At 61.5% G+C, this 19,351-nt stretch carries 18 protein-coding genes and 4 tRNA genes; 6 read left to right on the top strand and 16 right to left on the bottom strand.

Going from position 1 to position 19,351, the window contains the following annotated elements; translation table 11 throughout:
• Positions 1-149: 149 nt before the first annotated feature.
• The 5 genes from lon to ACIPW4_RS12080 all read right to left on the bottom strand — a co-directional run bounded on the left by lon (position 150) and on the right by ACIPW4_RS12080 (position 6,700).
• Complete coding sequence (gene lon / locus ACIPW4_RS12100) at positions 150-2,546, bottom strand: endopeptidase La (protein WP_400658062.1); 2,397 nt, start codon at positions 2,544-2,546, stop codon at positions 150-152.
• 165 nt (positions 2,547-2,711) lie between these two features.
• On the bottom strand, positions 2,712-3,995 hold the full coding sequence (gene clpX, locus ACIPW4_RS12095) for an ATP-dependent Clp protease ATP-binding subunit ClpX (protein ID WP_400658060.1): 1,284 nt from the start codon (positions 3,993-3,995) through the stop codon (positions 2,712-2,714).
• Positions 3,996-4,103: 108 nt separating this feature from the next.
• On the bottom strand, positions 4,104-4,745 hold the full coding sequence (clpP, locus tag ACIPW4_RS12090) for an ATP-dependent Clp endopeptidase proteolytic subunit ClpP (RefSeq protein ID WP_003259400.1): 642 nt from the start codon (positions 4,743-4,745) through the stop codon (positions 4,104-4,106).
• Positions 4,746-4,836: 91 nt separating this feature from the next.
• A complete protein-coding gene (gene tig / locus ACIPW4_RS12085) occupies positions 4,837-6,150 on the bottom strand; it encodes a trigger factor (RefSeq protein ID WP_400658055.1) in 1,314 nt (437 codons plus the stop codon).
• Between the two features lie 250 nt (positions 6,151-6,400).
• Positions 6,401-6,700, bottom strand: coding sequence for a DUF6388 family protein (locus ACIPW4_RS12080; protein WP_400658054.1), 300 nt, complete (start codon positions 6,698-6,700; stop codon positions 6,401-6,403).
• A gap of 191 nt (positions 6,701-6,891) precedes the next feature.
• Here ACIPW4_RS12080 and ACIPW4_RS12075 point away from each other — a divergent pair, with 191 nt between their 5' ends.
• The gene (locus ACIPW4_RS12075) at positions 6,892-7,260 is read left to right on the top strand and encodes a type II toxin-antitoxin system RelE/ParE family toxin (RefSeq protein WP_400658052.1); all 369 of its coding nucleotides are present in this window, start codon (positions 6,892-6,894) and stop codon (positions 7,258-7,260) included.
• Positions 7,257-7,562, top strand: a complete 306-nt coding sequence (locus ACIPW4_RS12070) for an XRE family transcriptional regulator (RefSeq protein ID WP_400658050.1) — start codon at positions 7,257-7,259, stop codon at positions 7,560-7,562. Before ACIPW4_RS12075 ends, ACIPW4_RS12070 begins: the two co-directional genes overlap by 4 nt.
• A 61-nt stretch (positions 7,563-7,623) precedes the next feature.
• Here ACIPW4_RS12070 and ACIPW4_RS12065 read toward each other — a convergent pair.
• The 4 genes from ACIPW4_RS12065 to ACIPW4_RS12050 form a co-directional block, all read right to left on the bottom strand.
• Positions 7,624-7,699: transfer RNA gene (locus tag ACIPW4_RS12065), tRNA-His, on the bottom strand.
• 45 nt (positions 7,700-7,744) lie between these two features.
• Positions 7,745-7,829, bottom strand: a tRNA-Leu gene (locus ACIPW4_RS12060).
• Positions 7,830-7,885: 56 nt separating this feature from the next.
• Positions 7,886-7,961: transfer RNA gene (locus ACIPW4_RS12055), tRNA-His, on the bottom strand.
• 43 nt (positions 7,962-8,004) lie between these two features.
• Positions 8,005-8,081, bottom strand: a tRNA-Arg gene (locus tag ACIPW4_RS12050).
• Positions 8,082-8,351: 270 nt separating this feature from the next.
• On the opposite strand from ACIPW4_RS12050, the gene folD reads away from it, so the two are divergent.
• Complete coding sequence (folD, locus tag ACIPW4_RS12045; RefSeq protein ID WP_400658047.1) at positions 8,352-9,206, top strand: bifunctional methylenetetrahydrofolate dehydrogenase/methenyltetrahydrofolate cyclohydrolase FolD; 855 nt, start codon at positions 8,352-8,354, stop codon at positions 9,204-9,206.
• A gap of 177 nt (positions 9,207-9,383) precedes the next feature.
• Here folD and ACIPW4_RS12040 read toward each other — a convergent pair whose 3' ends face one another.
• From ACIPW4_RS12040 to ACIPW4_RS12010, 7 genes are read right to left on the bottom strand one after another with little or no spacing between them, the layout of a single operon-like run.
• Positions 9,384-11,123, bottom strand: coding sequence for a carbohydrate ABC transporter substrate-binding protein (locus ACIPW4_RS12040; RefSeq protein ID WP_400658044.1), 1,740 nt, complete (start codon positions 11,121-11,123; stop codon positions 9,384-9,386).
• A gap of 39 nt (positions 11,124-11,162) precedes the next feature.
• On the bottom strand, positions 11,163-11,435 hold the full coding sequence (locus tag ACIPW4_RS12035; protein WP_400658042.1) for a DUF2160 domain-containing protein: 273 nt from the start codon (positions 11,433-11,435) through the stop codon (positions 11,163-11,165).
• Between the two features lie 12 nt (positions 11,436-11,447).
• Positions 11,448-12,248: a carbohydrate ABC transporter permease gene (locus tag ACIPW4_RS12030; protein WP_400658040.1), complete on the bottom strand. Its 801-nt coding sequence runs from the start codon at positions 12,246-12,248 to the stop codon at positions 11,448-11,450.
• A gap of 3 nt (positions 12,249-12,251) precedes the next feature.
• On the bottom strand, positions 12,252-13,115 hold the full coding sequence (locus ACIPW4_RS12025) for a carbohydrate ABC transporter permease (protein WP_400658037.1): 864 nt from the start codon (positions 13,113-13,115) through the stop codon (positions 12,252-12,254).
• Entirely contained in the window at positions 13,112-14,209 is a 1,098-nt protein-coding gene (locus tag ACIPW4_RS12020) for an ABC transporter ATP-binding protein (protein WP_400658034.1), read from the bottom strand. The genes ACIPW4_RS12025 and ACIPW4_RS12020 overlap by 4 nt, the downstream gene beginning before the upstream one ends.
• Positions 14,209-15,303, bottom strand: coding sequence for an ABC transporter ATP-binding protein (locus tag ACIPW4_RS12015; RefSeq protein ID WP_400658033.1), 1,095 nt, complete (start codon positions 15,301-15,303; stop codon positions 14,209-14,211). Before ACIPW4_RS12015 ends, ACIPW4_RS12020 begins: the two co-directional genes overlap by 1 nt.
• Before the next feature lie 10 nt (positions 15,304-15,313).
• Positions 15,314-15,520, bottom strand: a complete 207-nt coding sequence (locus ACIPW4_RS12010; protein WP_400658031.1) for a hypothetical protein — start codon at positions 15,518-15,520, stop codon at positions 15,314-15,316.
• Between ACIPW4_RS12010 and ACIPW4_RS12005 the strand changes: the two genes are divergently transcribed.
• The 3 genes from ACIPW4_RS12005 to ACIPW4_RS11995 all read left to right on the top strand — a co-directional run bounded on the left by ACIPW4_RS12005 (position 15,519) and on the right by ACIPW4_RS11995 (position 19,237).
• Positions 15,519-17,294 (top strand): sigma-54-dependent Fis family transcriptional regulator, encoded by a 1,776-nt coding sequence (locus ACIPW4_RS12005; protein ID WP_400658029.1) that lies wholly within the window; start codon positions 15,519-15,521, stop codon positions 17,292-17,294. The two genes, ACIPW4_RS12010 and ACIPW4_RS12005, sit on opposite strands and share 2 nt — an antisense overlap.
• A 199-nt stretch (positions 17,295-17,493) precedes the next feature.
• Positions 17,494-18,558 (top strand): ornithine cyclodeaminase, encoded by a 1,065-nt coding sequence (locus ACIPW4_RS12000; RefSeq protein ID WP_400658027.1) that lies wholly within the window; start codon positions 17,494-17,496, stop codon positions 18,556-18,558.
• Positions 18,559-18,754: 196 nt separating this feature from the next.
• Entirely contained in the window at positions 18,755-19,237 is a 483-nt protein-coding gene (locus tag ACIPW4_RS11995; RefSeq protein ID WP_400658025.1) for an Lrp/AsnC family transcriptional regulator, read from the top strand.
• The last annotated feature ends 114 nt before the right edge of the window (positions 19,238-19,351 follow it).

The raw sequence follows: 19,351 nt of genomic DNA, 5'->3' as shown, positions 1-19,351 counted from the left end.
TAAGTCCCCTTATTTCTCTATTGAGTTTGTTTCTAAGTATGTAATGAAAGCTTATGAAACGTGTGCCGGGAGGCAGCCTGACAATAGCGTGCCGCTTTATAGCAAGGCCCCGAAAAAACTGTCAAGGAAAGCCCCCCCGCTAAAAACTACTAGTGCGTGCTAATTCTTTCCTTCGCATCGCCGTCGCGTTTGTCATCTTTCGCGACAATCTCCGGAGCCACATCTGGCAAGGGCTCCGGGGCGTATTGCAGCGCAATTTGCAGGACTTCGTCAATCCATTTGACCGGTTTGATCTGCAGATCCTGTTTGATATTTTCCGGAATTTCCTTCAGATCGCGAACATTCTCCTCGGGAATGATCACCGTCTTGATCCCGCCACGGTGTGCGGCCAGCAGTTTTTCCTTCAACCCGCCAATGGCCAATACCTGGCCGCGCAGGGTGATTTCACCGGTCATGGCCACATCGGCACGTACTGGAATCTGCGTCAGCGCGGACACCAGCGCGGTGCACATGCCGATACCGGCGCTCGGGCCGTCCTTCGGCGTGGCGCCTTCGGGCATGTGGATGTGCACGTCGTGCTTCTCGTGGAAGTCGGCGGCAATCCCCAAGCTACGGGCGCGGCTGCGGACCACGGTCTGCGCGGCAGTGATCGACTCGACCATGACATCGCCCAGCGACCCGGTCTTGATCAGCTGGCCCTTGCCAGGGATCACCACCGACTCGATGGTCAGCAGTTCGCCGCCCACCTGGGTCCAGGCCAGGCCGGTGACCTGACCGATCTGGTCCTGCTGTTCGGCCAGGCCGTAGCGGAACTTGCGCACGCCGAGCAAGTGCTCGAGCTGCTCGCTGGTGACCTTGACCTTGACCTGTTTCTGCCCGGTATGCTCCTTGACCACCTTGCGGCAGACCTTGGCGATCTGGCGCTCCAGGCCACGCACACCGGCTTCGCGGGTGTAGTAGCGGATGATGTCGCGAATCGCCGAAACGTCGATGTCCAGCTCTTCGACCTTCAAGCCGTTGGCCTTGACCTGCTTGGGCGTCAGGTACTTGACCGCGATGTTGATCTTCTCGTCCTCGGTGTAGCCCGGCAGGCGGATGACTTCCATACGGTCGAGCAGCGCCGGTGGAATGTTCATCGAGTTCGAGGTGCACAGGAACATCACGTCCGAGAGGTCGTAATCGACTTCCAGGTAGTGGTCGTTGAAATTGTGATTCTGCTCCGGGTCGAGCACTTCCAGCAACGCCGAAGCCGGGTCACCACGCATGTCGCTGCCCATCTTGTCGATCTCGTCGAGCAGGAACAGCGGGTTGCGTACACCCACCTTGGTCATCTTCTGGATCAGACGGCCAGGCATCGAACCGATGTAGGTACGACGGTGACCACGAATCTCGGCCTCGTCACGCACGCCACCCAGGGCCATGCGCACGAACTTGCGGTTGGTCGCGGCGGCGATCGACTCGGCCAGCGAGGTCTTGCCGACGCCAGGCGGGCCAACCAGGCACAGCACAGGGCCGCGGATCTTCTTCACCCGCTTCTGCACGGCGAGGTACTCGAGAATGCGCTCCTTGACCTCTTCCAGGCCATAGTGGTCGGCATCGAGGATCTCTTCGGCCTTGGCCAGGTCCAGCCGCACCTTGCTCTGGGCCTTCCACGGCACCTGCACCAGCCAGTCCAGGTAGGACCGCACCACGGTAGCCTCGGCAGACATCGGCGACATCTGCTTGAGCTTGTTCAGCTCGGCCTGGGCCTTGGCCAGGGCGTCCTTCGGCAGGCCAGCGGCCTCGATGCGCTTTTTCAGCTCTTCGACTTCGTTGTGGCCTTCGTCACCATCGCCGAGCTCCTTCTGAATGGCCTTCATCTGCTCATTCAGGTAGTACTCGCGCTGGCTGCGCTCCATCTGCTTCTTGACCCGTCCACGGATGCGTTTCTCGACCTGCAGCAGGTCGATTTCGGCGTCCAGCAGTGCCAGGACGTGCTCGACCCGGGTAGACAGGTCGACGATCTCGAGGATTTCCTGCTTCTGCTCGATCTTCAGGGCCATGTGCGCGGCCATGGTATCGACCAGGCGACCAGGCTCTTCGATGCTGTTCAGCGACGACAGCACTTCGGCAGGGACTTTCTTGCCCAGCTGCACATACTGCTCGAATTGCGACAGCAGCGTGCGCACGAAGACTTCCGACTCGCGCTCGGCGGCGTCGGCTTCGTCGATCAGGGAAACTTCGGCACGGATGTGCCCTTCTACTTCGGTGAAGCGCTCGACCGAACCGCGCTGCTCGCCCTCGACCAGCACTTTGACAGTGCCATCGGGCAGCTTCAGCAGTTGCAATACGGTCGCGACAGTACCGACCCGATACAGGGCGTCTTCGCCTGGATCGTCGTCGGCCGGGTTCTTCTGGGCCAGCAGCAGAATCTGCTTCTCGCCCGTCATCGCCGCCTCAAGGGCTTCGATAGACTTCTCACGCCCCACGAACAGTGGGATGACCATGTGCGGATAGACAACGACATCGCGCAATGGCAAAAGAGGCAAGTCGAGGGTGGTCTTCATGATTTCGCCTCTACAGCGGCCTTATGGCCGGAAACCGGTGGAAATGATGCTTGGACCTAATGTGGGGGCACGCCTGGGAAATTACAAGCGCTTGCATAGGAAAAGCAGAAAGGGGCCCGTAGGCCCCTTCCTTGCTTGCTGCCAACATCCGGCATTTACCTGAAATCAGGCGTCGGGCGCGGCCTTGGCTTGCGGCTCGCTGTTCTCGTAGATCATCAGCGGCTGCGAAGTGCCTTCGATGACGCTCTCGTCGATCACCACCTTGCTGACATCCTTCTGCGAAGGAATCTCGTACATGGTGTCGAGCAACACGCCTTCGAGGATCGAGCGCAGGCCACGGGCGCCGGTCTTGCGTTCCAGGGCCTTGCGAGCGACGGCCTTGAGGGCGTCGGTGCGGAACTCCAGGTCCACGCTTTCCATCTCGAACAGCCTGGCATATTGCTTGGTCAGGGCGTTCTTCGGCTCGGTGAGGATCTGCATCAGAGCAGCCTCATCCAGCTCGTCGAGGGTCGCCAGCACCGGCAGGCGGCCGACGAACTCGGGGATCAGGCCAAACTTGACCAGATCGTCCGGTTCGACTTCGCGCAGCGATTCGCCGACCTTCTTGCCCTCTTCCTTGCTGCGTACTTCGGCGCCAAAACCGATGCCACCCCGGGTGGAGCGGTTCTGGATGACCTTTTCCAGGCCAGAGAAGGCGCCACCGCAGATGAACAGGATATTGCGGGTATCGACCTGCAGGAATTCCTGTTGCGGGTGCTTGCGGCCGCCCTGCGGCGGTACCGAAGCAACGGTGCCTTCAATCAGCTTCAACAGCGCCTGCTGCACGCCTTCACCCGAAACGTCGCGGGTGATGGACGGGTTGTCCGACTTGCGCGAGATCTTGTCGATCTCGTCGATGTAGACAATGCCCATCTGGGCTTTTTCCACATCGTAGTCGCACTTCTGCAGCAGCTTCTGAATGATGTTTTCGACGTCCTCACCCACGTAACCGGCTTCGGTCAGGGTGGTGGCGTCAGCAATGGTGAACGGTACGTTCAACAGACGTGCAAGGGTTTCGGCGAGCAGGGTCTTGCCCGAGCCGGTAGGCCCGATAAGCAGGATGTTGCTCTTGCCGAGTTCGACTTCGTCGCCCTTCTTGTCACGCTGATTCAGGCGCTTGTAGTGGTTGTACACCGCTACCGACAGCACCTTCTTCGCGCGCTCCTGACCGATGACGTACTGGTCCAGGATGCCGCTGATTTCTTTCGGCGAAGGCAATTTGTGCGCGCTGCTCTCGGCCTGGGCTTCCTGCACCTCCTCGCGGATGATGTCGTTGCACAGGTCGACGCACTCGTCGCAGATAAATACCGAGGGCCCGGCAATCAGTTTGCGCACTTCGTGCTGGCTTTTGCCGCAGAAGGAGCAATAAAGCAATTTGCCGCTGTCCTCGCCGTTACGGGTGTCAGTCATTCGATCGATCCAATCCGGTAGGCTTGCAACACAAGATGAAGGCAATTGCGGGCTTTTTCAAGTCCGCAGGTAGGCGCTTTCGCTACCTACCTGCTCTGACACCTGGGTTCAGGAGGCCAGTTGCCGCTTGTCGTACACCGAGTCGATCAGGCCATACTCGGCCGCGCGCGAGGCGCTCATGAAATTGTCACGCTCGGTGTCACGCTTGATGGTTTCGAGGTCCTGACCGGTGTGGTAGGCCAGCAGCTCGTTCAAACGCGCCTTGATATTGAGGATTTCCTGGGCATGGATCTCGATATCGGTAGCCTGACCCTGGAAACCGCCCAGTGGCTGGTGGATCATCACGCGCGAGTTCGGCAGGCAGTGACGCTTGCCTTTGGCACCCGCGGCCAACAGGAACGCGCCCATGCTGCAGGCCTGGCCGATGCAGATGGTCGAGACGTCCGGCTTGATGAATTGCATGGTGTCGTAGATCGACATGCCAGCAGTCACCGAGCCGCCTGGGGAGTTGATGTACAGATGGATATCCTTGTCCGGGTTTTCCGCCTCAAGGAACAGCAGCTGCGCCACTACGAGGTTGGCCATGTAATCCTCTACCGGGCCAACCAGGAAGATCACTCGCTCCTTCAACAGGCGCGAGTAGATGTCGTAGGCGCGTTCGCCACGGGCGGACTGCTCGATAACCATCGGGACCAGGCCGCCTGCGGCCTGGATGTCAGAGCTCTGCTGAATATAAGAATTGCGGGACATGTCCTGCGCTCACTCCCAAATAGTCATGGCTTGATAACGCACAAGCCAGCGCGAAGGCTGGCTTGTGGGGGTTTCCTACGAGAGAAGCCTGTTACTCAGCGTCGGCAGGAGCCTGTGCTGGTTTAACGGCATCTTCGTACGAGACCGACTTGTCGGTCACAGTCGCTTTCTGCAGAACAGTATCTACAACTTGTTCTTCCAGCACAACCGAACGCACTTCGTTCAGTTGCTGGTCGTTCTTGTAGTACCAGGAAATGACCTGCTCAGGCTCCTGGTAAGCCGAAGCCATTTCTTCGATCATTTCGCGAACCTTGCCTTCGTCCGGCTTCAGTTCGAACTGCTTGACCACCTCGGCAACGATCAGGCCCAGCACCACACGGCGCTTGGCTTGCTCTTCGAACAGCTCGGCCGGCAGTTGCTCAGGCTTGATGTTGCCACCGAACTGCTGAACAGCCTGCACGCGCAGACGGTTGACTTCGTTTTCCAGCAGGGCCTTTGGCACTTCGATCGGGTTGGCGGCCAGCAGACCGTCCATGACCTGGTTCTTGACCTTGGTCTTGATCGCCTGGCGCAGTTCACGCTCCATGTTCTTGCGAACTTCGGTGCGGAAGCCTTCCAGGGTGGTCTCTTTGATGCCGAACTGGGCGAAGAACTCTTCGTTCAGCTCTGGCAGCGCAGGTGCGGAAACGCTGTTGACGGTGATGGTGAACTCGGCGGCCTTGCCGGCCAGGTCCAGGTTCTGATAGTCCTCTGGGAAGGTCACGTTGACAACGCGCTCTTCACCCGCCTTGGCGCCAACCAGGCCGTCTTCGAAACCTGGGATCATGCGGCCGGAACCCAGTACCAGCTGGGTACCCTTGGCCGAACCACCGGCAAACACTTCACCGTCGACCTTGCCGACGAAGTCGATGTTGACCTGGTCGTCGTTCTGCGCGGCGCGCTCGACAGCCTCGAAGCGGGTGTTCTGCTTGCGCAGGACTTCCAGCATGTTGTCCAGGTCGGCGTCGGCCACTTCGGCGCTCAGGCGCTCGACGTTGATCGAGTCGAAGCCGGCAACGGTGAACTCAGGGAACACTTCGAAGATGGCAACGAATTCCAGGTCCTTGCCCTTCTCGAAGGACTTCGGCTCGACGGCCGGAGCGCCAGCCGGGTTCAGCTTCTGCTCGACGATGGCTTCGTAGAAGGAAGCCTGGACCAGGTCACCGAAAGCCTCTTGACGGGCATCGGCTTCAAAACGCTGACGGATCACGCTCATCGGCACCTTGCCTGGGCGGAAGCCCGCAACCTTGGCGCGCTTGGCAGTCTGCTGCAGACGCTTGTTGACTTCGTTCTCGACGCGCTCGGCCGGAACGGCGATGGTCATGCGGCGCTCGAGAGCGGAAGTGTTTTCAACAGAAACTTGCATGGATATTCCTCGTTGCACAGACGTTAGCCGGCGATAGCCCGACTCCAGAATCAAGGGCAAGCATTCTAGTGAGTCACGCACCAGAAGTCACCCCACCCGGGACGACGGGAAACCACGCCGGTCGATTAACTTGCTATGCCCGCACAATGAAGTGCCAGGCCTCTTTATATAGAAGGCAGCGCAACGCCTGCTGGCGGCACGCAGCCGAAATACCTTGTCAAACAACTACCCGTACGACAGCGACGCCCTGTTATTCGGGATCGATCTCGTTGAACTGGCAGTACTCCTCCCACTCCATACCCAGCGCCTCAGCCACTTCGCGATGGGTTTCCAGGCGCATGTCCCGCAGCTGCTCGGGGCTTTCGGCGATCAACTGCAACGCCAGCTCCCAAGGCTGAATCCCCTGCTCATCGGCAGCATCCTCGAATGCCCACTCGATCTGCTGGGCCTGTTCACGCGCATCCAGCTCGCGGATTTCCTCGAGCAGCTGCGGGTTGGCTTCAGCGAAGCGCTGCAGCGCCAGGGCCTGGCGGGCTTCTTTTGCAATCATCGGGCTGTTCCTCTGCCGGCCAAACGGGCCGGTGTTTCAACCGGCTGAAATCTAACAGCTTTTATTGGGGTGTCACCAGAGGATTGCAAGGGCTCCACGCGATCTTCCTTTTCAAGAGAACACTCCTACCCATCCCAAGGAATGCGCTTCTCGTCAGCAGATCGCGACCCCACTTGAATGGAGAACCTTTTTTGGTACACTTCCATGAACAAAAAAAAGCACCACTGCTGGATGCCTGCTTCTACCGCACAGAAGCAGGCAACGAACCGACCCGCGACTGGCTGACGTCATTACCTCGGGAACAGAAGCGACTGATCGGCACGCAAATCAAGACCGTCCAGATTGGATGGCCAATCGGCATGCCCCTGGTCAGAAAACTGGAAAAAGGGTTATGGGAGACCAGGATCAACCTGGACGACACCATTGCACGAGTACTGTTCACGGTAGCTGGAAGCACAATGGTACTACTGCACGGCTTTATCAAAAAAAGCCAGAAAACACCCGCTTTCGAACTGGATACAGCCAGACAGCGCAAAGCAGCCTTGGAGAAATACACATGAGCAACCCACACATCGGCTCTGGATTTGACGATTTCCTCAGCGAACAGGAGCTGACTGAGGAAGTCAGCGCCGCAGCTCTCAAGCGCGTAATTGCCTGGCAGATCGCTGAAGCCATGAAGAGCCAGAATGTGACCAAAAAGGCCCTGGCCGAACGCATGCATACTAGCCGTACAGCCGTCGACCGGGCGCTGGACCAGAATGATCCCGGCATGACCCTCGCTACATTGGCCAGCGCCGCTCGTGCCCTGGGCCAGCGAGTCGAAGTGCGCCTCGTACCCTATCACTCACCAGCTCTCGCCTGAACAGGCACCCCAAAAACAGCAAAGGCGCCTGATCTCACGATCAAGGCGCCTTCGAAAAATATGGGGTGGACGATGGGAATCGAACCCACGACAACTGGAATCACAATCCAGCGCTCTACCAACTGAGCTACGCCCACCATATTGCGGTGTTGCAGTGTTGCGATACAGCCCCTACAGAAGCATGGTGCGGACGAAGAGACTCGAACTCTTACAGCTTGCGCCGCTGGAACCTAAATCCAGTGTGTCTACCAATTTCACCACGTCCGCGTAACGCTTAAAACAAAGGCGCCAGATCGTACAATCAAAGGCGCCTTCATTGAATATGGGGTGGACGATGGGAATCGAACCCACGACAACTGGAATCACAATCCAGCGCTCTACCAACTGAGCTACGCCCACCATATTGCATTACAGCCTTACTTGCTTGCCCAAGCTGCCTAAATGGCGCACCCGGCAGGACTCGAACCTGCGACCATCCGCTTAGAAGGCGGATGCTCTATCCAGCTGAGCTACGGGCGCTTAAGCGTGAAGCCTAACCGAACAAGGCTTTAACAGGTAACTGCCAAACCACTCATTCTGCCCGACCTCGCCAACCAGTGCTAGGCTGTGCCCGACAAGTGCGGCGAATCTTATAGGCGAGCCCTTGGGTCGTCAACACCTTTCTCCAAAAAATTTAAATTATTTAAGGGGTTAGGGCATTTGCCCGACCACCCGCCTTTGCCCTTGGGCGATGTCGTGCGAGAATACGCCCTCTTTATTGTTCCTTTCTCGATGGTTAATCACGCGTCTATGACTGCACACCTAATCGATGGCAAGGCGATCGCCGCCAACCTGCGCAAGCAGATCGCTCAACGTGTCGAGGAGCGTCGCCAGCAAGGCCTGCGCACGCCGGGCCTGGCGGTGATCCTGGTCGGCACCGACCCTGCCTCCCAAGTCTATGTCTCGCACAAGCGCAAGGACTGCGAAGAGGTCGGCTTCATTTCCCAGGCTTTCGACCTGCCCAGCGATACCACGCAGCAAGCGCTGACCGAGCTGATCGACCGCCTCAACGACGACCCGGCCGTCGATGGCATCCTGCTGCAGCTGCCGCTGCCGGCACACCTGGATGCCTCGCTGCTGCTCGAGCGCATCCGCCCCGATAAAGACGTCGACGGCTTCCACCCGTACAACATCGGCCGTCTGGCCCAGCGTATCCCGCTGCTGCGCCCGTGCACGCCCAAAGGCATCATGACCTTGCTGGAAAGCACCGGTCAGGACCTGTACGGCATGAACGCGGTCATCGTTGGCGCCTCCAACATCGTTGGCCGCCCGATGGCCATGGAGCTGCTGCTGGGCGGCTGCACCGTGACCGTCTGCCACCGCTTCACCAAGGACCTGGCCGGCCACGTCGGTCGTGCCGACCTGGTGGTTGTGGCCGCCGGTAAGCCGGGCCTGGTCAAAGGCGAGTGGATCAAGGAAGGCGCCATCGTCATCGACGTCGGCATCAACCGCCAGGAAGACGGCAAGCTGGTTGGCGATGTGGTCTACGAGACCGCCCTGCCGCGCGCCGGCTGGATCACGCCGGTGCCAGGTGGTGTCGGGCCGATGACCCGCGCCTGCCTGCTGGAGAACACGCTGTATGCAGCCGAAGAACTGCACAAGTAACAGCGCGTGATGTGAAAAAACGGCACCTCTGGCGGGTGCCGTTTTTTTGCCTGTGATTTCTGTGCTGGCTCCTTCGCGGTTAAACCCGCTCCCACAGGTATCGCGGCGCACCCGAGGCAGTGATGATCCTGTGGGAGCGGGTTCACCCGCGAAGAAGCCAGCGCGGTCTTCAACCGCTCACTTCCTCGCGGCTTCCCACGACTTGAGCAGCTCGTCGTAGCTGACCGTCTCGCCCTTGGGCTTCTCGTTGGCCAGCTTCGGCTTCGGAGCACCCGGCTGGTCGAACCAGTACTGCGCATCCCGTTCCGGGTTGAGCTTCGGCGCGCAGGTGGCCTGGGCGTTGGAACGCTGCAGGCGCTCCATCATCCGGTCCTGGTCACGGGCCAACCCGTCCAGGGCTTCCTGCGGAGACTTCTCGCCGCTGGCCACTTCGGCGATGTGGCTCCACCACAGCTGCGCCAGGCGTGGGTAATCAGGCACGTTGGTGCCGGTCGGGGTCCACTGGACCCGCGCCGGGCTGCGGTAGAACTCCACCAGGCCACCCAGCTTGGGCGCAAGGTCGGTCATGGCCTGGGAGTTGATATCCGACTCGCGGATCGGCGTCAGGCCGACAATCGTCTTTTTCAGCGACACGGTCTTGGAGGTGACGAACTGGGCGTACAGCCACGCGGCCAGCCGCTGCTTCTCGGGGGTTGACTTGAAGAAGGTCCAGGAGCCGGTGTCCTGATAGCCAAGCTTCATCCCCTCCTCCCAGTACGGCCCCTTCGGCGACGGTGCCATGCGCCACTTCGGCGTGCCATCGGCATTGACCACTGGCAGCCCCGGCTTGGTCATGTCGGCCGTGAAGGCGGTGTACCAGAAGATCTGCTGGGCGATAGCGCCCTGGGCAGGCACGGGCCCCGCCTCGGAGAAGGTCATGCCCTGGGCTTCCTTGGGTGCGTAGGCGCGCATCCAGTCCACGTACTTCTGTGTTGCATACACTGCCGCCGGGCCATTGGTGTCGCCACCGCGCGTCACGCTGGAGCCCACCGGGTGGCAGTCCTCCACGCGAATCCCCCACTCGTCGACGGGCAGGCCGTTGGGCAAGCCCTTGTCGCCACCACCGGCCATGGAAAACCAGGCATCGGTGAAGCGCCAACCCAGTGACGGGTCTTTCTTGCCGTAATCCATGTGGCCATACACGCGCTTGCCGTCGATCTCCTTGACGTCCTCGCTGAAGAACTTGGCGATGTCCTCATAAGCAGACCAGTTCACCGGCACACCCAGCTCGTAGCCGTACTTTTCCTTGAATTTGGCTTTGAGTTCGGGCCGCTCGAACCAGTCGGCGCGGAACCAGTAAAGGTTGGCGAACTGCTGGTCGGGTAACTGGTAGACCTTGCCGTCGGGCGCAGTGGTGAAGGAAATGCCGATGAAATCCTTGAGGTCCAGTGTTGGCGAGGTGTAGTCCTTGCCTTCGTTGGCCATCAGGTCGGTGATCGATTCCACTTTGCCGTAGCGAAAGTGCGTGCCGATCAGGTCGGAATCGTTGACCCAGCCGTCATAGATGTTCTTGTCCGACTGCATCTGGGTTTGCAGCTTTTCCACCACGTCGCCTTCCTGCAGCAGGTCGTGTGTCAGCTGGATGCCGGTGATCTCGCTGAAGGCCTTGGCCAGCACCTTGGACTCGTATTCGTGGGTGGTGATGGTCTCCGACACCACGTTGATCTTCATCCCGCGAAAGGGCTCGGCCGCCTTGATGAACCACTTGAGTTCGGCCAACTGCTGCTCAGGGGTCAAGGTCGACGGTTTGAACTCGCTGCCGATCCACTTTTTCGCCGCTTCTTCGTACTGATCCGCCCAGGCCATGCCTTGCGTGCTGGCCAGCACCAGCAGCGCGGCCAGGGTCAAATGTCGCCTCTTGTGATTGTTCTGGAACATTGTGATCTCCTGATTGAGTCAATTCACGGGGCCGCTCGCTCAGCCCCAGCGCAGCACTACCACCAGCCACGCCAACGACAGCAGCGAGGCTACCCACAGCGGCCAGTCGCTGAGCCCGACCACCAGCAGGTGCAGGTAGGCGCTAGCCAGCAGGCCGATGAACAAGCGATCGCCACGGCTGGTGACGAGCGGCAGGAAGCCGCGCCGCTCCACGCAGGGGCGGCGCAGTTCGAACAAGGTCATGCACAGCAGCAGCACGCCGACGCCGCTAAAGAACAGCGCCGTGGGCAGGGTCCAGGCCATCCATTCCATCACCCGCCCTCCTCACACCCGGCCAAGGGCAAAACCCTTGGCCACATGGTTGCGCACGAACCAGATCACCAGCATGCCCGGCACAATGGTCAGCACTCCCGCCGCCGCCAGCACGCCCCAGTCGATACCGGAGGCCGACACCGTGCGGGTCATCACTGCGGCGATCGGCTTGGCGTTGACCGACGTCAAGGTGCGCGCCAGCAGCAGTTCTACCCAGGAGAACATGAAGCAGAAGAATGCCGTGACACCAATGCCAGACCCGATCAATGGGATGAATATCTTCACGAAGAACCGCGGGAAGCTGTACCCGTCGATGTAGGCCGTTTCATCGATTTCCTTGGGCACACCGGACATGAACCCCTCCAGGATCCACACCGCCAGCGGCACGTTGAACAGGCAGTGGGCCAGGGCCACGGCGATATGGGTGTCGAACAGGCCAATCGATGAATACAGCTGGAAGAACGGCAGCAGGAATACCGCCGGGGGTGCCATGCGGTTGGTCAGCAGCCAGAAGAACAGGTGCCGGTCACCGAGGAAGCGATAGCGCGAAAAGGCATAGGCCGCCGGCAATGCCACCAGCAGCGAGATCACCGTATTCAGGCCCACGTAGTACAACGAGTTGAGGTAACCGTTGTACCAGCTGGCATCGGTGAAGATCACCCGGTAGTTGTCGAGGGTGAATGCCTGCGGCCACAGGGTCAGGCCGCCGAGGATCTCGCCGTTGCTCTTGAACGACATGTTCAGCAGCCAGTAGATCGGCACCAGCAGAAAGAAGAAATACGCCAGCAGAACCAGTGACTTGCGCGTGCTCATGGGCTAGTCCTTGTCGGCGTGGGTCATGGCTGTATAGAACAGCCAAGACACCAGCAGGATGATCAGGAAGTACACCAGCGAGAATGCCGCCGCCGGGCCCAGGTCGAACTGCCCTACTGCCATGCGCGTGAGGGTCTGGCTGAGGAAGGTGGTCGCGTTGCCTGGCCCGCCACCGGTCAGCACGAACGGCTCGGTGTAGATCATGAAGCTGTCCATGAAGCGCAGCATCACGGCGATCAGCAGCACGTTCTTCAGCTTCGGCAACTGGATATGGCGGAACACTGCCCAGCCCGAGGCGCGGTCGATGCGCGCAGCCTGGTAGTACACGTCGGGGATCGCGCGCAGGCCCGAGTAGCACAGCAGCGCCACCAGTGATGTCCAGTGCCACACGTCCATCACCAGCACCGTGAGCCAGGCATCGAACGGGTCGCCGGCATAGTTGTAGCTGACCCCGAGACTGGCCAGGGTGGCGCCGAGCAGGCCGATATCGGCGCGCCCGAATATCTGCCAGATGGTACCCACCACATTCCATGGGATCAGCAGTGGAATGGCCATGACGATCAGGCACACCGACGCCATGCGCCCCTTGGTCGGCATGGTCAGGGCGATGGCGATGCCCAGCGGAATCTCGATCAGCAGCACGCAGGCGGAATAGATGAACTGGCGCAGCAAGGCGTCATGCAATGCCGGGTCGCGCAGCACCTGGCGGTACCAGTCAGCGCCGACGAAATAGCGGTTGGACGGGTCGAAGATGTCCTGCAGCGAATAATTGACCACGGTCATCATCGGTACCACGGCACTGAACGCCACCAGCAGAAACACCGGCAGTACCAGCCACCAGGCCTTGTTGTTCGGCACCTTGTTCATGGCACGGCCTCCAGCAGCACATCGTCGACGTACAGCATCAGCCATTGCGTCGGCAGGCTGACCCAGGCTTGCCCCGACGGCAACGGGCGGTCCTCGCCCAGGCGGGCCTTCAATGCGACGCCGCCCAGTTCGAGGGTGACGATGCGGTAGGTACCCAGGTCTTCTACATCGCTCACCCGCGCCGGGTAGGCCTCATCGAACGGGCTGTCCCACAGCTGCACGAACTCCGGGCGGATGCCCACCTGCAAACGCCCGCCCGCCGTCGCGGCCAGACGCTCGCGCAAGCCGTCAGGCAAGGCCAGGTGGATGTCGCCGAACGCCACACCGTCGGCGTCGGCGCGTACCTCGATCAGGTTCATCCCCGGGCTGCCGATGAAGTAGCCGACGAAGGTATGCCGCGGCCGCTCGAACAATTCCCGCGGAGTACCAAACTGGACGATGCGCCCGCCGTGCATCACCGCGATCTTGTCGGCGAACGTCGAGGCCTCCAGCTGATCGTGGGTGACGTAGATCATGGTGATGTTGAACTGCTCGTGGATCTGCTTGAGCTTGCGTCGCAGCTTCCACTTCAGGTGCGGGTCGATCACCGTCAGCGGCTCGTCGAAGAGAATTGCCGACACGTCATCGCGCACCAGGCCACGGCCCATGGAGACTTTCTGCTTCTCATCGGCACTGAGGTTGCGCGCTTTCTTGCCGAGCACGTTGGTGAGGTCCAGCACCTCGGCAATCTCCGCTACGCGCTCGCGCACCCGCCCTTCGTCATGGCCCTGGTTGCGCAGCGGGAAGGCCAGGTTGTCGAACACCGTCATGGTGTCGTACACCACCGGGAACTGAAACACCTGGGCGATATTGCGCTGCTGCGGCGACAGCGCATTGACCGGCTTGCCGTCGAACAGCACCTGGCCATGGGAGGGCGTGAGCAGGCCGGAGATGATGTTCAGCAAGGTCGATTTGCCACACCCCGACGGCCCGAGCAAGGCATAGGCGCCGCCCTGCTCCCAGACGTGCTCCAGTTCGTGCAAGGCGTAGTCGCCTTCCGACGTGGGCTGCTGACTATAACTGTGCGCCAGCTGGCGCAGTCGGATCTCGGCCATCAGGTGCTCCTCGCCTGGCGCAGGCCCGGTGCCTGCACCAGCGCCCCGGTGCAGTCGAAAACGAACAACTTGTGGGTGGGAATGAACACGCGGATCGGTGTATCCACCGGGTAATCGTGAACCCCAGGCAAGTGCAGGATCATCCGCCAGTGCCCGTTACGCACGTGCAGAAAGGTCTCCGAGCCGCTGATCTCGGCCAGCTCTACCCGCACTGCCAGCTCCAGGTCATCGTCATGGCTGGGCACCAGGGTGATGTGGCTGGGGCGCACGCCGAAGCGGTAGTCGCCATCGGCGATGCCCTGCAGGTCGGCATTGCGCGCAAAGTGCACGGCCTGGGCCAGGCTGACTTCGTTGCCAGCGATACGGCCGGGCACCAGGTTGATCGGCGGTTCGGAAAACAGCTCGGCGGCCAGCATACTGGCGGGCCGCTGGTAAACCTGCGCAGTCACCCCGCTCTGGACGATGCGCCCTTCATGCATCAAGGTCGTGGTGCCGCCCAACGCCAGCGCTTCATTGGGCTCGGTGGTGGCGTACACGGCGATGCAGTTGCGTGCCGCGAACAGCTCGCGCAATTCCTGGCGCAGCCCCTCGCGCAATTTGTAGTCGAGGTTGACCAGCGGCTCGTCGAAGAGGATCAGCGAAGCATCCTTGACCAGCGCCCGGGCCATCGCCGTGCGCTGTTGCTGGCCACCAGACAGCTCCAGCGGCAGGCGCTGCAGATAGGCTTCGATGCGCAGCATCTCGGCGGTTTCCTGCACCCGCCGGCGAATATCCGCCTCGCCCAGGCGCGCCTGGCGCAGTGGCGAGGCGATGTTTTCAAAGACGCTCAATGTCGGGTAGTTGATGAACTGCTGATACACCATCGACACGTTCCGCTGGCGCACCGGCACGCCGGTCACATCCTCACCGTCCATCAGTACCCGCCCGCGATCCGGTCGGTCGAGCCCGGCCATCAGCCGCATCAGGCTGGTCTTGCCGGCCAAGGTGCGGCCCAGCAGCACGTTGAACGAGCCAGGCTCGAAACGCAGTGACGCATCGGTGATCCACGGCTGGCCATCGACACTGCGACTGACCTGCTCCAGCACCAGGGACATGGCGTGGCCTTCATGTGAGGGTTGTCCCGGCGACACAGCCAGTTCCGTGCCAGCTACGGCGCAGGGCTCTGCCACGCGGGTTGACCGGCACGCGCTGTGGATCGCTGAACAGATTCGCTGAACAACTGAACAGTTGCGGGTTTGACAATGAACAACCCTGAACGACACTGAACAGCGGCCGGCTGAAAACAACAACAATCACCCAGGACAGGCCCATGGCAACCTCCCTTTCGCCCCATGCCCAATTGATCCAGGCGTCCTGGGCCCGCTGCCGCGACCATGGCCTGCAGCCGCAGAGTGCGCCGGATTTCGATTGCTTGACCCAAGCCGAACTGAACGCCCTGCTGGAGCGCCGCCAGGGGCTTTTGCGCCTGACCCGCGACGAAGTACTGCCGCAGTACGCCCACCTGCTGAGCAATGCCAGCTACCTGGTCATGCTCGCCGATGCCAGCGGCTGCCTGCTCGACACCTGGGGTTCGCGGCGCTTCATCGACCCACGCCAGCAGCACGGTTTCTGCGCCGGGGCGCAGTGGCACGAACGCGGCGTCGGTACCCACGCATTGAGCACGGCGCGGGTGTGTGGCGAACCGATCCATGTCGGCCAGGATGAACATTACCTGCGCCAGAACCGCTACATGTCCAGTGCCGCCGCGCCGCTATTCGATGCCGAACGCCGGCTGGCTGGCGTGCTGGATGTGGCCAGTGACGGCTACTTGCCCGCCACCCAGACCCTGGGGCTGGTGCGCATGATGAGCCAAAGCCTGGAAAACCGGCTGATACTCGCCGCGCACGGCGACAGTCACGTGCAGTTGCTGTTCAATAGCGCCAGCGACAACCTCGACAGCCCCTGGGCCGGTTTGCTGATAGTCGATGACGGCGGGCAGGTGGTGGCGGCCAATCACCGTGCAGACAGCCTGCTGGGTGGCAATCCGCTACGGCAGAACCTCGAGCAGCTCTTCCGGTTGCCCATGCAGCAATTGCTGGCGCACGCCCCACAGCAGCCATTCGCCCTTCAGGCCGCCGGGCGCAACCGCTTTCACTGCCAGTGGCAAGCGCCTCGTCAGCCGCAACCTCGGCGCCCGGCGCAGGGTGGCGACCCACAGCTGGAAAAAGCCCTGGCCCAGGCTCGGCTGTTGCTGGAAAAGGACATCCCGGTGCTGGTCCAGGGTGAAACTGGCGTGGGCAAGGAAGTCTTCGTCGAAACGCTGCACCGTACCAGCAGCCGCGCCCGGCAACCGCTGATCGCCGTGAACTGCGCGGCAATACCGGCTGAGCTGGTGGAGTCGGAGTTGTTCGGTTATGACAAGGGCGCCTTCACCGGCGCGCATCACAAAGGCAACCCCGGGCTTATTCGCAAGGCTGACCAAGGCATCCTGTTTCTCGACGAAATCGGCGACATGCCGCTGGCAACGCAAGCTCGACTGCTGCGCGTGCTGCAGGCGCGCAGCATCCAGCCGCTGGGCAGTGGCGAGCCGGTGCCAGTGGACATCCGCGTGGTCTCGGCCAGTAATCGTGACCTGGCGGCCGAGGTGCGCGCGGGGCGTTTTCGCCAGGACCTGTACTACCGTGTCGCCGGGCTGGCGGTGGTGTTGCCGCCGCTGCGCGAACGCGTCGATCGGCGCCTACTGATCAGGCAGACGCACGCCCGCCATCGTGAACCCAACCAGCCAGCGGAAATGCCCGAGGCGATTGTCGAGCTGCTCGACCAACATCCCTGGCCAGGCAACCTGCGTGAACTGGTGAGCGTGCTGCAGGTAGCGCTGGCATTGGCCGGCACGGCGCCGATTGGCATCGAGCACCTGCCGGCGGGGTTTCTGGCCGAGGCGTTGGAGCCATTGCCGGTGGCGGTCGAGCCGGTGGCGGTCGAGCCGGTGGGTGAGGTCGATTTGCAGGCCTTGCTGGTTAGGGCCAAGGGCAATCATTCTGCCGTGGCGCGGGCGTTGGGCATCAGCCGTACCACGCTTTACAAAAGATTGCGTGATGGCGGCTAGGGGTTCGCCTTGACTGATTTGGCGCTTGTGAGACCGAGCGCCTAATCAATCAAGGCGAACACAGCCGATTCCGCTGTCCCCCTCCCGAAATCAGCCACCCCCGCTGCCATCCCCCCTCTCTTCAGCCAGCATCGCAACCCTGCGCGCCTGACAATATCTCCACAACCCTCACTGGAGCGTCGCCGCAAGGAGACCCGTCATGACCCGCTATATCGACGTGCAAGACCTCGCCCGCCTGGTCAACCGCAAGGGCCTGCCTACCTGTCTGGTGGAAATGGCCGAGTACATCCGCCAGGACTACCTGCGCTGGCAGGCGTTCGACAAGTGCGCGCGCGTCGCCAACCATTCGCCGGGCGGGGTGATCGAACTGATGCCGGTGTCCGGTGCCGGCCTGTATGCCTTCAAGTACGTCAACGGCCACCCGCAGAACACCCGCTTCGGCCTGCCCACGGTCATGGCCTTCGGCGCGCTGAGCGATGTCGCCTCAGGTTCACCGCTGCTGCTCAGCGAGATGACCCTGACCACGGCGATCCGCACGGCGGCCACCTCGGCCCTGGCTGCGCGCTACCTGGCCCGTGAAGACAGCCGCAGCATGGCGTTGATCGGCAACGGCTCGCAAAGCGAATTCCAGGCCATCGCCTTCAAGACGCTGCTGGGCATTGACGAAATCCGCCTGTACGACATCGACCCGACGGCTACGGCGAAGCTGGTGGCCAACCTGTCTGGCCGGCCTGGGCTCAAGCTGATCGTCGCCCACTCCGTCGCCGAAGCCGTACGTGGCGCCGACATCGTCACCACGGTGACGGCGGACAAGGCCTACGCGACCATTCTGACGCCAGAGATGATCGAACCCGGCATGCATTTGAACGCCGTGGGCGGCGACTGCCCCGGCAAGACCGAGTTGCACCGCGACATCGTCGAGCACGCCCGGGTGATCGTCGAGTACGAACCGCAAAGCCGCATCGAAGGCGAGATCCAGCAGATGCCAGCCGACTCGCCGGCCACCGAACTCTGGCAGGTGGTCGCAGGCAGCGCGGCGGGCCGTGAAAGCGCCGAACAGGTCACCCTGTTCGACTCGGTGGGCTTTGCCCTGGAGGACTACTCGGCGCTGCGCTATGTACTGGATACCGCACGCCTGCTTGGGATAGGCAAGGACATTGCGCTGGTGCCTGCGCTGGAGAACCCGAAGGACCTGTATTCGCTGCTGCAGCCGCGGGTGGTGGGCATTCGGCCCGACATCAACACCAAAACCATCTGCGCCTGACTTCACGCGGCCTTAGTAGGAGCGGCCTTGTGTCGCGAAAGGGCCGCGCAGCGGCCCCGGCAATATATGCATCACTGCACAGACCCTGGGGCCGCTGCGCGCCCCCTTCGCGACACAAGGCCGCTCCTACACCGAAGACACTCGCTGTGTAAGCGCCTACCCTATCCATGCCCCTCCACTTGAAGAAGTGCCGCGCATGGACACCACCCCTCCCCCGCTGGACCGTATCGACCAGGCGATCATCGACGTGTTGCGCGTCGACGGTCGCATCACCTTCGAAAAACTCTCGACCCTGGTCCACCTCACCCCGCGCCCGTGCCTTGAGCGGGTGCGCAAGCTGGAGCGGCGCGGGGTGATCCGCGGCTACGGCGCCATCATCGACCTGCAGAAAGTCGCCCCAGGCATCTCGCTGATGGTACTGGTGGCGTTGTCCGGGCAGAGCGAGCGGGCCGCGCAGAAGGCGTTCGAGGCCACCATGCAGGCCTGCCCCCAAGTCCTGGAATGCCATCTGATCAGCGGTCACTTCGATTACAGCATGCGCCTGCGTTGCCGTGACCTGGAGCACTATCGCGTGCTCAGTGAAAGCTGGATGAACGACGACGCGCTGCACATCGACAAGCTGGTGGCGCACCCCGAGCTGGCTGCGGTCAAGTGCGGCATCCCACCATTCGGACAATAGCCGCCACTTCGCCTGGCAGGCTGATTGCAACAGGCTGATTGCAAAGAGGCCCTTCGCGTTGGCTGATGCCCGAATTCACCCTGCATAAAGAGTCCGCTATGGACGCTCATGCAC

The sequence above is a fragment of the Pseudomonas sp. NPDC089996 genome, from assembly GCF_044748405.1.
Classification (GTDB): domain Bacteria; phylum Pseudomonadota; class Gammaproteobacteria; order Pseudomonadales; family Pseudomonadaceae; genus Aquipseudomonas.
The sequence above is the reverse complement of the archived record's forward strand: the minus strand, read 5'-3'. Positions and strand labels throughout refer to the sequence as shown.

Coding starts and splice junctions, on each gene's coding strand:
- ACIPW4_RS12040 (WP_400658044.1), bottom strand. CDS start 11,123: ATGTTCCAGAACAATCACAAGAGGCGACATTTGACCCTGGCCGCGCTG.
- folD (WP_400658047.1), top strand. CDS start 8,352: ATGACTGCACACCTAATCGATGGCAAGGCGATCGCCGCCAACCTGCGC.
- ACIPW4_RS12070 (WP_400658050.1), top strand. CDS start 7,257: ATGAGCAACCCACACATCGGCTCTGGATTTGACGATTTCCTCAGCGAA.
- ACIPW4_RS12005 (WP_400658029.1), top strand. CDS start 15,519: ATGGCAACCTCCCTTTCGCCCCATGCCCAATTGATCCAGGCGTCCTGG.
- ACIPW4_RS12080 (WP_400658054.1), bottom strand. CDS start 6,700: ATGATTGCAAAAGAAGCCCGCCAGGCCCTGGCGCTGCAGCGCTTCGCT.
- ACIPW4_RS12035 (WP_400658042.1), bottom strand. CDS start 11,435: ATGGAATGGATGGCCTGGACCCTGCCCACGGCGCTGTTCTTTAGCGGC.
- ACIPW4_RS12010 (WP_400658031.1), bottom strand. CDS start 15,520: ATGGGCCTGTCCTGGGTGATTGTTGTTGTTTTCAGCCGGCCGCTGTTC.
- ACIPW4_RS12030 (WP_400658040.1), bottom strand. CDS start 12,248: ATGAGCACGCGCAAGTCACTGGTTCTGCTGGCGTATTTCTTCTTTCTG.
- clpX (WP_400658060.1), bottom strand. CDS start 3,995: ATGACTGACACCCGTAACGGCGAGGACAGCGGCAAATTGCTTTATTGC.
- ACIPW4_RS12015 (WP_400658033.1), bottom strand. CDS start 15,303: ATGTCCCTGGTGCTGGAGCAGGTCAGTCGCAGTGTCGATGGCCAGCCG.
- tig (WP_400658055.1), bottom strand. CDS start 6,150: ATGCAAGTTTCTGTTGAAAACACTTCCGCTCTCGAGCGCCGCATGACC.
- lon (WP_400658062.1), bottom strand. CDS start 2,546: ATGAAGACCACCCTCGACTTGCCTCTTTTGCCATTGCGCGATGTCGTT.
- ACIPW4_RS12025 (WP_400658037.1), bottom strand. CDS start 13,115: ATGAACAAGGTGCCGAACAACAAGGCCTGGTGGCTGGTACTGCCGGTG.
- clpP (WP_003259400.1), bottom strand. CDS start 4,745: ATGTCCCGCAATTCTTATATTCAGCAGAGCTCTGACATCCAGGCCGCA.
- ACIPW4_RS12020 (WP_400658034.1), bottom strand. CDS start 14,209: ATGGCCGAGATCCGACTGCGCCAGCTGGCGCACAGTTATAGTCAGCAG.
- ACIPW4_RS12000 (WP_400658027.1), top strand. CDS start 17,494: ATGACCCGCTATATCGACGTGCAAGACCTCGCCCGCCTGGTCAACCGC.
- ACIPW4_RS11995 (WP_400658025.1), top strand. CDS start 18,755: ATGGACACCACCCCTCCCCCGCTGGACCGTATCGACCAGGCGATCATC.